The sequence below is a fragment of the Nocardia sp. NPDC005745 genome (assembly GCF_040630775.1).
Taxonomy (GTDB): Bacteria; Actinomycetota; Actinomycetes; order Mycobacteriales; family Mycobacteriaceae; genus Nocardia.
In genome coordinates this window covers 190514-203335 of record NZ_JBEXYF010000004.1, presented here as the reverse complement: position 1 = coordinate 203335, position 12822 = coordinate 190514, and the positions used below count along the sequence as shown (strand labels likewise).

Genomic DNA, 12822 nt, shown 5'->3' with positions numbered 1-12822 from the left:
CGCACCCGCGATGAATCGCGGCCGTGGCGCCGGTAGGTACTGGCGAACCCATCGGAAAAGGACTTTCGCCCATGAATATGACCACGGGACAGCGCTGGGTACTCGCGCTGACATCGGTGGCCGCGCTGCTGATCTCGCTGGACGCGCTGGTCGTCACCACCGCGCTGCACGCGATCCAGCTCGACCTGCACGCCTCGATCGCCGAACTGGAGTGGACCGTCAACGCCTACACCCTGAGCTTCGCGGTGTTGTTGATGGCGGGTGCGGCGCTGGGCGAGCGATACGGACGGCGCCGCGTGCTGGTCGCCGGGGTGCTGCTGTTCTCGGCGGCCTCGGCCGCGTGCGCGCTGGCGCCGAGCCTGGACTGGCTGATCGCCGCCCGCGCGGTGCAGGGCGCGGGATCGGCGGCCGTCATGCCGGTGGGCATGGCACTGTTGTCGGCTGCCTTCCCGCCCGAACAGCGCACCCGCGCGCTCGGGCTGTTCGCGGCGGTGACCGGACTGGCTACGCTCGGCGGTCCCCTGGTCGGCGGCGCGGTGGTGGAGGGTGCGACATGGCAGTGGATCTTCTGGCTGAATCTGCCGATCGCCGCACTGCTCGTGCCGCTGATGCTGACCCGGTTGCCGGAGAGCCGAGGCGAGGCACGCGGACTGGACTACCCGGGCATCGGGTTGGCCGGCGCCGCCGCGCTGGGATCGGTGTGGGGTCTGCTGCGCGGCAACGAATCGGGCTGGGGCAGTGCGGAAGTCCTCGCGGCGTTCGCGCTCGGGGCGGTCGCGCTGGTCGCGTTGGTGCGCTGGGAGCGGCGGGCCAACGCGCCACTGATCCCGATGCGGCTGTTCGCCGCGCGCGGCTTCTCGATCGGCAACGCGGTGGGGTTCCTGCTGTTCGGTTCCATTTTCAGCGGGGCGTTCTTCTTCGCGCAGTTCCTGCAGACGGTCCAGCACCACGGTCCGCTCGGCGCGGGGGTGCGGCTGGCGCCGTGGACGATCACCTTGTTCCTCGTCGCGCCGATAGCGGGCAGGCAGGTCAACCGCTTCGGTGAACGACCGCTCGTGGTCGCGGGACTGCTGATGCAGGCCGCGGGCTACGGCTGCCTCGCGATCATGTCCGGGCCGCAGCTGTCCTACCCGTCCATGATCGCGCCCTTCGTACTCAGCGGCGTCGGCGTCTCGATGGCCATTCCCGCGGCACAGAGCGCCGTGCTGCGTTCGGTGCCGCTGTCGGCGGTGGGCGCGGCGTCGGGCACGTTCAACACCTTGCGTCAACTCGGGGGCGCGTTCGGAATCGCGCTACCCGCGGCGGTTTTTGCCTCGGTCGGCGGTCTCGGATCCGCGGGTGCCTTCAGCACCGGATTCGCCGCCGCCATCGGCACGGCGGCGCTGCTGGCACTGACCGGCGCCGCGCTCGGCCTGCTGCTACCGGCCGGCGCGCCCGTCGCCGCGCCTACCGACGCGCAGCCGGTCGCGGCTCGGTAGGTTGCGACGATGACCATCGGCGCCGATTTCGCGGCCGAGACCATGACCTACCGGCCGGAGCTGCTCGCACACTGCTACCGCATGCTCGGGTCCGTCCACGACGCCGAGGACCTGGTGCAGGAAACCCTGTTGCGGGCCTGGCGGGCCGCCGACCGGTTCGACGAGCGGCGCGCTTCGCTGCGCACGTGGCTGTACCGCATCGCCACCAACGCCTGCCTGACCGCGCTCGAACAGCGCGGCAGGCGGGCCTTGCCCACCGACCTGAACGGACCGGCCGAGACCGTCTCGCCCCGGCCGGTCCGGCATCCCGAAATCTCCTGGCTGGAACCGATTCCCGACGCCCTGCTCGGCAACTCGGCCGATGACCCGGCGACCGTGGTGGCCGCGCGCAGCGGCATCCGCTTGGCCTTCATCGCCGCGCTGCAACACCTGCCGGCCCGCCAGCGCGCGGTGCTCCTCCTGCGCGACGTGCTCGCCTGGTCCGCCGCGGAGGTCGCCGATCTGCTCGACACCTCCCCCGCCGCGGTCAACAGCGCGCTGCAACGCGCCCGCGCCCAGCTCGACAAGGCCGCCCCCATGATCGATCGGATGTCCGAATCCCTGAGCCCCGGTGAGCGCGCGATGATCGATCGCTACGTCACCGCCTTCGGCAACGGCGACATGGACGAACTCAGCAAGCTCCTGCGCGACGACGTGGTGCTCGAGATGCCGCCCGCCCTGGTCTGGTTCGCCGGCCGCGCCCACGTGGTCGCCTTCTTCGCACACAAGGCGAACCAGGACGGCGACACTTGGCGGGCCGTGCCGACCGCCGCCAACACCCAGCCCGCCGTCGCCTACTACCTGCGCGACGCGGCCGGGACCCACCGCGCGCACTCCATCCACGTTCTCACCACGACCGAGACCGCCATCGAACGCATCACCGTCTTCCTCGGCGAGGAGTTGTTCCGGCCCTTCGGTCTGCCGCCGGCACTGTGACGGAGGTTTCGGTGCGGGGCCACCGAGATGGACATCCGAAGGCGGCGAACTCCCCCTGCGCGGGAGAGCGTTATCGTCGGAGCATGCGATCCCGGCCGCTGACGTTGATCCAGGACGACCTCGTCGACTACGACAAGGCCATGGAGCGTATGGGTGAACTGGTCGACCAACGCCACAGCGGCGCGCGGCCGGATACCTTGTGGCTGCTGAGCCACCCGCCGGTCTACACCATCGGACGCAGAACGCCGCAGGACCACCTGCCCGACCCGGCCCATGACATCCCGGTCGTGCAGACCACACGCGGGGGTCAGCTCACCTATCACGGCCCCGGCCAGCTGGTCGGCTATCTCATCGTCCGGCTCGATACCGGCGAAGGAGTGGTCGATTACATCCGCGAGGTCGAGTTCCGCCTGATCGAGGCACTCGGCCGGCTGGGCATCGCCGCGGAACGCCGCGATACCCCGCCCGGCTCCGAGCTGCTCACGGGTGTGTGGACCAGGCACACCGGCCGCAAGATCGTCTCCATCGGCATGCGCCAGAGCCGCGGGATCACCAGTCACGGCTTCGCGCTCAACGTGAACGGTGACCTCGAACCCTGGCACTGGGCGGTTGCCTGTGGGCTCCCCCACGTCGACATGACCTCCGTGGCACGCGAATCCGGGACGGCCACCATGGAACAGGTGCGCCCGATCGTCGCCACCGCGTTCGAGGCGAAGTGAACCTCGGCGTCGACGAACGACCCCACGGCCCGCATGGCGACGGCGCTCGCTCTGCGCCGCACCAACGCTGAACAGTGCTCCGCGACCGACGCCCGTGACAACACTTGCCTGCTCCGCGCGACCGACCGAGTAGTGCGCCGCTCGCGCTAGCTGTCCGCGACATTATGCGTTACCAGACGTATCCCAAACCTCGGTGATAGTGGTGCTGTCACACCACAGAATCCGCGCGCCGATTCGCGCCGTTCACCCTGGGCGGGAAGAATGCTCCCATTGCGAAATCAATTGTCCGCCTTCGCATAACGTGCCCTATGGAGCGGACGGGGATGACTGGAGAAATAGCGTTGGTACTGCTGTGGGTGGCGATCGTCGCCATCGTCGTGATTCTTCTCGGCGGTGCGGCCGCGGCTATGGTGTGGGATCCGAATTCCCGCCGGCGAGCCCGGGCCACCGGAAAGGGTGCCGCGCTGCCGGTAGCGAGCATGCCAGCACCGCACGACAGTTGGCCCCGCCGACCTTGAGGCGCAGCCGTCGGCCGCGGAGCCGCTCCTCGCTCCGAGTCGTCGAGCTCGGAGTCACACCTCGAACGTTGCCAGACAGTTGCCAATCGCAGCGCATGTCGGCCTTCCCGGTGCGTTACCAGCAGGTACGGTGACGATCAAAACGCTGCGCCGCGCCTGCACGGGCGTCCGCGCACGGCACTGGCACCGAGAATCCCGAAAAGACGGAGGTGTGGCAGTGACAGGCTCCGAGACCACCCCTGGGCCGTGGCCGATGTTGCGCGTCGATGATTGGACGCCCACGCGTGAGACGCTGCACATGTGGACGCAGATCGTCGGCAAGATCAGGCTCTCGCACGCGCCGCTGGTCAACCACTGGTGGCAGGTCACCTTCTACCTCAGCCCGAGGGGGCTGACCACCTCCGCCGTGCCGCACCCGACAGGGTGCTTCGATATCGAATTCGACTTCCTCGATCATCGGCTGCACATCCGGTCCAGTGACGGCCGAACCCGGCAGATCGCGCTCGAACCGAAACCGGTAGCGGCTTTCTACGGCGAAATCGTCACCGCACTCGGCGAACTCGGTATTCCGGTACGAATCCAAGCCAAGCCGAACGAGGTCGAGCCGGCCATCCCGTTCGCCGAGGACTACGAGCATCGCTCCTACGACGCCACGGCCGCCACCTTGTTCTGGCGGCAATTGCTCGCCGCCGATCGCGTCATGCACCAGTTCCGCTCGCGCTTCCTCGGCAAGGTGAGCCCGGTGCACTTCTTCTGGGGCGCGATGGATCTGGCGTGCACCAGATTCTCCGGCCGAGCCGCTCCGCGGCATCCGGGTGGCGCTCCCAACTGCGGCGACTGGGTCATGGTCGAGGGCTACTCGCACGAGCTGAGCAGTTGCGGCTTCTGGCCGGGCGGCGGCGCGGAAGGCGCCTTCTACGCCTACGCGTACCCGGAGCCCGAGGGGTTCGCCGACTACCGGGTCGGTCCACGAGAGGCCTTCTACAGCCAGGATTATCGCCAATTCCTCCTGCCGTACGAGGCAGTGCGCACGGCCGAAGCGCCGGAGCGAGCGCTGCTCGAGTTTCTCGATACGACATATGCGGCCGCCGCCGACCTGGGCCATTGGGACCGCGCCGCCCTCGAGGCCGACCCGGAGCGCTGGCAGCACAAGCGCCAGGCGCACGGCATGGACGGTTCATGACCGTGACCAGCCTGCCGCGCGAGTTGCGCGATCGGACCGTCGCACCCCGCCGATCCGTCGGCAGTGGCGCGCGTTCTGCGCGTCGGTAAGCCTCGCGAGTCGGGCACGGGACTTCGCGCCGTCGGTAGAGCGCGGCAGAAACCTCCGTCGTATGCGCATAGCTTCGGCCGCCTTCCGGCAGGCGCAGTAGTACCCGAAGACCTGATGAACGGCACGATGCTCAGGTCAAGTCGCCTAACCAACTGCCATCACCCCTGGTCACCCCCCGAAACCGCACCTTGCCCGAGGGCAAGACTTCCCAGTCATGGGAAATAATCCACTGGTGGTCCACTGATCAATGTATCGTTATATGACGGCACGTTAATCGACGGGATGTATCTTATGCACAACACGAGCAAGCGCGTGACAGTGCGTCGAGTGGTGGCCTCGGCGCTGATCGGCGGGGCGGTCATCACGGCGGCGGCAGTCGCTTCGCCCGAGTCCTCGGTGACCACCACAGCGGATCGGTATTCGCACAACCCGGCCGACAAGCGCGGTTCCGGGGTGGGTGAGCGCGCCCGCAGCAGCAACCACGGTGGATACCAGGGACGCAACGAGCGCCCGTGCCAGTACACCCCCGAGGGTTACTGCACCGGAGGGCGCTGACATATCCGGCCCCGCTCGCCACACCCGGCGGCGAGCGGGATCGCCCGGGCGGCCCGCAAGGGTCGCCCTTCCGCGTTTCATCAGGCCTCGGCGGGACCGTATCCGAGGTGGACGACGCCGTTGGCGTAGACCTCGTGCTCTCGGAGTGCCAGTTCGGTCGCGTCGACACCGTCGCCCCACAGGCGCTTGCCCTTGCCGAGCGCGACCGGATAGACGAACAGGTGCAGGTCGTCGACCAGGCCGTCCGCGAGCAGGGCCCGCACCAGCGTGCCGCTGCCGCTGACGTAGATGCTGCCGTCGACCTCGTTCTTGAGGTTGCGGATGACCTCGGGGTCGTAGGCGCCGAGGCGAATGCTGTTGGCCCATTCCGCCTGCGGCTCCCGCGCCCCGACGACGTACTTCGTCGTGTCGTTGAAGAACGGGGCGCCCGGATCGTCCTCGACGGTGCGGGTCGACCACGCCGGGGCGAACATCTCGAACGTGGTGCGGCCCAGCAGGATCGCTTCGGATGCCGAGGTGATCGCGCCGAGGGTCTCCCCCATCTTCGGGTCGAACCCGTATTCGAAGGTCCAAGACGGATCCTCGTACACCCCGTCGAGTGCGATGAACTCGTGAACTGCGATGGTGCCCATGGTGTTTCCTTCTCTCCAGTGCGGCCGTCGTCGCCGGGCGCGGCCGGTGCAACTGTCGAGAACGTCACGGCCGGGCTCCGCCTTACGGGTTTGCCTACGGCCGGGCCGTCACCTTCGAGACGGACCCGGTTCGCGGTTGCTTTCTACCGCATCAACGGCGTCTCGGCTCGCGCCGCGCGCACCGCGCATGGTTCCACCACCCCAGCCGGGCCGAGTCGGCATCGACGGCCTCGTCCGCCGAGCGGGCCGCGGTGGTCGCCTTGTAGGACACGTCCGACAATCCTCGCCACCGAAATGCGAGCGCCAGCCCGACTGTCGATGCCGGGCCGGCGCGTCACGAGTCCGGGCCCGCGTCAGCCGATGATCGAGTTCATGATCGTGCCCGCGCTGGTGGCCACCGCGCCCCCGGCCATCGCGCTGGCGACCATCTTCGGCGACTGGAGGCTGCCGCCGTTCCATTTCTCCCACGCGAACCGGCCGCCGCCGTAGGTGATCGCCGTGATCCCGGACAGCTGGACCAGCCAGGTGAAATAGCGGCCCATCTGCATCAGTTTGTCCGCGAGCGGCGGCTCTTCCGCGGTCGGATTTTCGAACTGCTGCGCGATCACGGTGTCGTGCAGCGCGGCCAGAATCATGCTCACGTTCGTGCTCCTTTTCGCATGCCGAGGTGATGCCGGAGACAGATTCGAGAGAAAGAGCTGCGCTACCGAGGAATTCGGCGCGCCACGGGCACTGCGACGCTCACGGCCGCCGGTCCGGCGGTCCCGTGTCGTGGTCGTGTCCTGTTTTCCGGTGGTTCGCCGGGAAACTCGTGACAAGATCGATTAGATCGTATGGCGAAGGTGTATTCCCCGCGACACACCGTCATCCGCATGATTCAACTCACAGCCTCCGGCCGTGCCGGACGACGCTGCGACCTCTACGATTTCAGTGAGTGCAGGGGCTGACATGATGTCGGTGCAGTGCGGCGCCGAACCTTCCGCTGAGATCACCGTGACCGCGGGGAGGGCACAATGCACACCGCTTTCTTGATTCCACTGTTCATCACGCTGTTGATCGTCACCGCGACGGCCGTCGTCGCCGGTTACGCCACCGTTGTCGCAGCCTATTGGTTCGAGCTGCGCTCCACCGAAAGACACGGCGGGCGGCCGAATATCTCGCCGCGCTGACCTTTCCTCGGACACCATGAACGGGCCGGGGGTTTCGACATCCGGCCCGCCGTTGCTCGGTCGCCACCCGAGGAACGCGATACCGGGCCCCGCGCCATCGGCCTGCCCATCCTCGATCCGGCGGGCCACTGCGCGGTTCGCGCTCGGCCTGCACGGGCCGACGTCGCCGAACCCGTACCGCTCTTCGTCGAGTGCGCGAAGGTCACCGCACAGGAGATCTCTGCCCGGTTCGCCACCGCCGACCAGGTTCCCGGAAAATCGGACGATCCGGTCGAAAATCCGCCTGCCGCAGGTGCGCCACCCTATTGTTGACGCGTAATCGATAGCGCGAGGTCGTCGTTCGGGAGGCGACAGCGGTGCCGCGCCGGGCCCGGCCCTGCGTCGCCCGGGAAAGGAGTCGCATGACGAACGGTCATGCGCGGGTGCGCGCCGGGTCGTCGCCCAAGCTCGATACCAGCCTCGCCCACGAGGCGCGGGTCTACGACTACTGGCTCGGCGGCAAGGACAACTACCCCGCCGATCGCGCCCTCGGCGACACGATCGCCATGCACATCCCGGCCATCCGCGACATGGCCCGCGCCAATCGCGCGTTCCTCGGCCGCGCGGTGCGCCATCTGGCCGGCGAGGCGGGCATCGATCAATTCCTCGACATCGGCACCGGCCTGCCCACCGCGGGCAACACGCACGAGGTGGCCCAGCGGATCGATCCGGCCGCACGCGTGGTCTACGTCGACAACGACCCGCTCGTGCTCGCCCACGCCCGAGCCCTGATGGCGAGCACACCGCAGGGCAGGATCGAGTTCCTCGACGCCGATCTGCGCGATCCGAGTGCCGTCCTGGACGCGCCCGTCCTGGCCGACACCTTCGACCCGGACCGGCCCATCGCGATCTTGCTGGTCGCGATCATGATGTTCTTCCGCGACAACGACGATCCGTACGGTGTCGTCGGCCGGCTGCTGGAGGCGGCGCCGTCCGGCAGCTATCTGGTGCTCACCCATTCCACCGGTGATTTCGACCCGCGGGCCATGGCCCGCGCGGCGGCCGCCGCCGAGCAGGCCGGCATCGCCTTCCGCCCGCGCAGCCGCGACGAGGTCGAATCCTTCTTCGCCGGAACCGCGCTCGTCGAGCCGGGCATCGTTGCGGTCGACGCCTGGCGGCCGGACACGGATACCGCTCCGGCCGGGGCACGGTCCGCCTGGTACTGGGCGGGCGTCGGGCGCAAACCCTGAGCGGCGTTTGAGCCGCCGCCGCGCGGCAATCACCTCGGAGGTATCCGGCGGCCGCGGACGGGTGAGGTGGTGGACATGGTCGACGACGTCGAGAAGCGCTGGCACGATCCGCGCGGGTTCCGCCGCGCGGCGACCTACGTCGCCTCGGTGCTCGCCACCGCCGCGCTGGTCTTCCTGCTGAGCCTGCTGTGGGCCGCCCAGCGCGAGTGCGCGGACGCGGACCGGCTGTTGTGTGACAGCACCGCCCAGGTGGCCGTGGTACTCGGGCCCGCGGTGGTCCTGCTGATCGGCGGCATCGGCGCGTTCGTCGAAACCTACGTGCAGTGGCGGCGCGGTCGGACCTGGCCCATCTGGCAGGGCGCGGGCTGGTTCCTGTTCATCCTGATGCTGGTCTATCTCAGCATCGGCGGCGCGGCAGCACGCTGATCAGTCGGCGACCCGCACGACCACCTTGCCGAAGTTGCGGCCCTCCAGCATCCCGATGAACGCCTCGGGAGCGGCGGCCAAGCCGGTCACGACATCCTCGAGGTAGCGCACGCGCCCCTCGGCGACCCACTCACCCATCTCACGCAGGAAATCCGGGTACAGCTCGCGGACGAATTCGGTCTGGATGAATCCCCGCACCGTGAGGCTCTTGGTCAGGATGCGGCCGTAGTAGGCGGGCAGCCGGTCCGGGCCGTCCGGCGCGCCTGCCGCGTTGTAGTTGGCGATCAGCCCGCAGACGGGCACGCGCGCGTAGGTGTTCAGCAGCGGATAGACCGCGTCGGCCACCGCGCCGCCGACGTTCTCGAAGTACACATCGATGCCGTCGGGGACCGCCGCGGCCAGCTGCTCGGCGAAATCGGGCGCGCGGTGGTCGAGCGCGACGTCGAAGCCGAGTTCGTTCAGGTAAGCGACCTTGCGCGGGCCACCCGCGATGCCCACCGTGCGGGCGCCACCGATCTCGGCGATCTGGCCGACGGCCGAGCCCACCGGCCCCGTGGCCGCGGCGACCACGAGCGTCTCACCCGGCTGCGGTTTGCCGATCTTGCGCAGTCCCGCGTAGGCCGTGAATCCCGGCATGCCGAGCACACCGAGGGCGGTCGAGACCGGGGCCTTCGCCGGGTCGAGCCTGCGGACCTCGCGCGCGGGGGCGACATCGTAGGTTTGCCAGCCCGAATAGGCCAGCACCACATCGCCTTTCGCCACCGACGGGTCGCGCGATTCGAGTACTTCGGCCACGGTCGCGCCGACCATCACCGCGCCGATCTCCACCGGCGCGGCATACGACTCGGCCGAACTCATCCGGCCGCGCATGTACGGGTCCAGCGACAGGTACCGGGTGCGCAGCAGGACTTCACCCTCGGCCGGAGCGGGGAGCTGCGCGGTCTCGGTCCGAAAATTCTCCGGGGTGGGCGCACCCACCGGCCGGGAGGCAAGCACGATTCGCGTCGACTCGACCATCCGCCCACCCTAACCGCAAGGGCGGGCGCCCGGCGCCCGCGCGCAACCGTGTCCGGCGATCACCAGGACGGCGCTTTCGGTCCCAGGAACAAGCCGCCGTTGACCTCCAGCGTCTGGCCGGTGACCCAGCGCCCGTCATCGGAGGCGAAGAAGGCCACCGCGTCGGCGATGTCCGCGCCGCTGCCGACGCGCTCCAACGCGGTCATGCCCGCGACGCCCGCGATCGCGCCGTCGTTGGTGTGCAGCCAGGAGTTCATGTCGGTGTCGGTGATGCCGGGCGAGACCGTGTTCACGGTGATCCCGCGCGGTCCGAGGGTGTTGGCCAGCGAGCGGCCGAACACGTTGAGCGCGCCCTTGGTCATCCCGTAGACGACTTCCGGCGTGGCGAACCAGGTGACGCCGGAGGAGATGTTGACGATGCGCCCGCCGTCGCGCAGCAACGGCAACGCCCGCTGCACGATGAACAGCGGCGCCCGCACGTTGACCGCGAACAGCCGGTCGAAGTCCTCGGGCGTCGCCTGCTCGACGGTGGCGTCGTAGGCGATGATCGCGGCGTTGTTCACCAGGATGTCCAACGGCCGGTCGCCGAGCCCCGCGGTGAGTTCGCCGAACAGCTGGTCGATGTCGCCGTCGACACCCAGTTCGGCGCGCACCGGGAACGCCCGGCCGCCCGCGCGCCGGATCGCCGACACCGTCTGCTCCGCCGCCTCCTCGTTGGTGCCGTAATGCACGGCCACCTCGATACCGTCGGCGGCCAGCCGTTCGGCGATGGCCCGGCCTATCCCCCGCGAGGCGCCGGTCACCAGGGCGGTCTTTCCGTTCGGATCAGTCATGATGCACTCCCGCATTGCAGTTAGGTAACGTTCCCTAACATCGCTGACAGCGGCTACTCTATTCCCGTGGAACCGAAACGTCGAGCCGCCGCGGAGACCAGGGAGCACATCCTGGTCGTCGCGCGGGAGTTGTTCTACGGACAAGGGATTCGGGCGACCGGCGTGGATCGCGTCGCGGCCGAGGCGAACGTCGCGCCGCCCACCCTGTACCGGCTGTTCGGTTCCAAGGACGATCTGGTCGCCGCATACCTGGAGCGCGAGGATCGCCACTATCGAGAGTGGTTCAGCACGGCGGCGAGTGGGGACGGCCCGCGCGAGCGCATCCTGGCCCTGTTCGAGGCGCTGGCCGAGCAGGTGCGCCCCGAATCCTGTCGCGGTTGTCCGTTTCTCATCGCGCTCGGTGAATTCCCGGACCGCCACGTGCTCGGCCACAAACACGCCGTCGCGATGAAGAGCTGGGTGCGGGCACAGTTCGGCACGCTGGCCGGCGAACTCGCGGCGACCGCGCCGGTCGCCGACCCGCAGGCGCTGGCCGATCAGCTGATGCTGGTGATGGAAGGCGTCTACGCCACGACACAGGCGTTCGGCGCGACGGGTCCGGCCGCCCGGTCCCGCGCCCTGGTCGAGGCACTGCTTCCGGCCGCGGCATCGAGATGAGCGTCCGGGATATCGACTCGAGCGAGCGGAACATTGGCGCGAGCGCCGCGGCTTCGTAGCGTCGTGACCATGACCTTGGAAATCGGCACGATCCTGCCCACCTCGACGCCCGATCCCGCGCGACCCATCCTGGGCGACGTGCGCGCCGCCGCCCGTCTGGCCGAGCAGATCGGCCTGGACTCGGTGTGGTCCACCGATCATCTCGTGGCAAGCGCGCCGATCCTGGACAGCACCGTGGTGCTGGCCACCGCCGCCGCCGTGACCGATCGGGTCCGCATCGGTTACGGCGTGCTGCTGCTCGCGTTGCGGCCGGTCGCGTGGGCCGCGAAGCAGATCGCCGCGCTCCAGTACGTCTCCGGCGACCGGTTGATCCTCGGCGTCGGCACCGGCAACCCGGCGCACGGGGATACCGGATGGCGGGCGGCAGGCGCGTCTTTCGCCGGGCGCGGCCGCCGCACGGACGAGGCGTTGCGTGTCCTGCCCGATCTGGTCGCCGGGCGGCCCGCGGTACTCCCGGATGGCACCGAGGTCACCTTGGCACCGGGTGCAACCATGCCGCCGGTGCTGATCGCGGGCGACGGAGAACGGGCGCGACGGCGCGCCGCGGCCTACGCCGAAGGCTGGATCGCCATCGGGCTCGAGCCGCGCCTCAGGTCGCCGCGGCCGCGGCCGAATTGACGACGCTGGCGGAGGAATACGGCCGCCCACCGCTCGAAGTGACGATCGTGGCGCCCCCCTTGGCGACCGATCCCGGCCGAGCCGCCGAGCAACTGGCCGCCTACGCCGAGGCGGGCGCCGCGCGCGTCATCCTCGCCCCGTCCGGAAACGAATGGCAGGTCGGCTACGAGTTCGCCGCGAAGATCAAGGCACAGCTCTGATCGCTCTCACCCGGCGCGCGGCGATCCCAGCGTGAGGCCGAAAAGCACCGCATCCACTACCCGCCGGGCGAAACGGGCCGAGCAGCCGTGCGCCGAAGCCCAGCGCGGTGAACCGACGACGCCAGGCGGCATCACCCCCCGGTGATTCGGGCTCAGGCAGGTACTGGCGAGGGAGCAGAGTAGCGCCACGGTGTTCAGCGGAAGCGGCGCGCGCGTTGCGCTGACGGCAACGTATCCCCTTGCCCGGAAACCCGTTCGGGCTGGACACGCCGCCGGGCCAGAGGTGCAGGCCCCCTGCCCCGGCGGCGCCGTATCCGAGAAGGTGCGACCGTGGGCACGGTAGCACCGCCAGTTTGTTCGGAGCCCCGGACGACTTGGATGGGCCGCACGGCAACTATCGGGGCGGCACGACACCAGACCAGTCGACTACCTCGTATTCCTCCGTATCGGGACGCGGCGAGGT

General features: G+C 69.2%; 15 protein-coding genes. 11 read left to right on the top strand and 4 right to left on the bottom strand.

What is annotated here, in order from left to right; all coding sequences use genetic code 11:
- The first annotated feature begins 71 nt into the window (after positions 1-71).
- The 5 genes from ABZ420_RS06690 to ABZ420_RS06670 all read left to right on the top strand — a co-directional run bounded on the left by ABZ420_RS06690 (position 72) and on the right by ABZ420_RS06670 (position 5518).
- Positions 72-1478, top strand: coding sequence for an MFS transporter (locus ABZ420_RS06690; protein WP_357117872.1), 1407 nt, complete (start codon positions 72-74; stop codon positions 1476-1478).
- A gap of 9 nt (positions 1479-1487) precedes the next feature.
- Positions 1488-2453 carry a sigma-70 family RNA polymerase sigma factor gene (locus ABZ420_RS06685; RefSeq protein ID WP_357117869.1) on the top strand — a complete coding sequence of 322 codons (966 nt, stop codon included), beginning with the start codon at positions 1488-1490 and terminating at the stop codon, positions 2451-2453.
- Positions 2454-2536: 83 nt separating this feature from the next.
- Entirely contained in the window at positions 2537-3172 is a 636-nt protein-coding gene (gene lipB, locus ABZ420_RS06680; RefSeq protein ID WP_357117866.1) for a lipoyl(octanoyl) transferase LipB, read from the top strand.
- A gap of 771 nt (positions 3173-3943) precedes the next feature.
- The gene (locus ABZ420_RS06675) at positions 3944-4873 is read left to right on the top strand and encodes a DUF5996 family protein (RefSeq protein ID WP_357118095.1); all 930 of its coding nucleotides are present in this window, start codon (positions 3944-3946) and stop codon (positions 4871-4873) included.
- 402 nt (positions 4874-5275) lie between these two features.
- Positions 5276-5518 (top strand): hypothetical protein, encoded by a 243-nt coding sequence (locus ABZ420_RS06670; RefSeq protein ID WP_157114064.1) that lies wholly within the window; start codon positions 5276-5278, stop codon positions 5516-5518.
- Between the two features lie 80 nt (positions 5519-5598).
- Here ABZ420_RS06670 and ABZ420_RS06665 read toward each other — a convergent pair whose 3' ends face one another.
- On the bottom strand, positions 5599-6150 hold the full coding sequence (locus tag ABZ420_RS06665; RefSeq protein ID WP_357117863.1) for a dihydrofolate reductase family protein: 552 nt from the start codon (positions 6148-6150) through the stop codon (positions 5599-5601).
- Between the two features lie 353 nt (positions 6151-6503).
- Positions 6504-6785, bottom strand: a complete 282-nt coding sequence (locus tag ABZ420_RS06660; RefSeq protein ID WP_040866379.1) for a hypothetical protein — start codon at positions 6783-6785, stop codon at positions 6504-6506.
- 378 nt (positions 6786-7163) lie between these two features.
- On the opposite strand from ABZ420_RS06660, the gene ABZ420_RS06655 reads away from it, so the two are divergent.
- From ABZ420_RS06655 to ABZ420_RS06645, 3 genes are all read left to right on the top strand, one after another.
- Positions 7164-7319: a hypothetical protein gene (locus ABZ420_RS06655; RefSeq protein WP_357117859.1), complete on the top strand. Its 156-nt coding sequence runs from the start codon at positions 7164-7166 to the stop codon at positions 7317-7319.
- Positions 7320-7720: 401 nt separating this feature from the next.
- Positions 7721-8548, top strand: a complete 828-nt coding sequence (locus ABZ420_RS06650; protein WP_357117856.1) for an SAM-dependent methyltransferase — start codon at positions 7721-7723, stop codon at positions 8546-8548.
- Positions 8549-8623: 75 nt separating this feature from the next.
- Positions 8624-8974 carry a hypothetical protein gene (locus tag ABZ420_RS06645; RefSeq protein WP_357117853.1) on the top strand — a complete coding sequence of 117 codons (351 nt, stop codon included), beginning with the start codon at positions 8624-8626 and terminating at the stop codon, positions 8972-8974.
- Here the strand turns inward: ABZ420_RS06645 and ABZ420_RS06640 are convergent, their stop codons facing one another.
- Together ABZ420_RS06640 and ABZ420_RS06635 are read right to left on the bottom strand one after the other, a co-directional pair.
- A complete protein-coding gene (locus ABZ420_RS06640; RefSeq protein ID WP_357117850.1) occupies positions 8975-9991 on the bottom strand; it encodes an NADP-dependent oxidoreductase in 1017 nt (338 codons plus the stop codon).
- A 59-nt stretch (positions 9992-10050) separates the two neighbouring features.
- The gene (locus ABZ420_RS06635) at positions 10051-10824 is read right to left on the bottom strand and encodes an SDR family oxidoreductase (protein WP_357117847.1); all 774 of its coding nucleotides are present in this window, start codon (positions 10822-10824) and stop codon (positions 10051-10053) included.
- Between the two features lie 66 nt (positions 10825-10890).
- Between ABZ420_RS06635 and ABZ420_RS06630 the strand changes: the two genes are divergently transcribed.
- The 3 genes from ABZ420_RS06630 (at position 10891) to ABZ420_RS06620 (ending at position 12359) form a co-directional block, all read left to right on the top strand.
- The gene (locus tag ABZ420_RS06630; protein WP_357117845.1) at positions 10891-11481 is read left to right on the top strand and encodes a TetR/AcrR family transcriptional regulator; all 591 of its coding nucleotides are present in this window, start codon (positions 10891-10893) and stop codon (positions 11479-11481) included.
- Between the two features lie 69 nt (positions 11482-11550).
- Complete coding sequence (locus ABZ420_RS06625; protein ID WP_357117842.1) at positions 11551-12159, top strand: LLM class flavin-dependent oxidoreductase; 609 nt, start codon at positions 11551-11553, stop codon at positions 12157-12159.
- Positions 12156-12359, top strand: coding sequence for a hypothetical protein (locus tag ABZ420_RS06620; protein ID WP_357117839.1), 204 nt, complete (start codon positions 12156-12158; stop codon positions 12357-12359). The genes ABZ420_RS06625 and ABZ420_RS06620 overlap by 4 nt, the downstream gene beginning before the upstream one ends.
- Positions 12360-12822 lie beyond the last annotated feature (463 nt).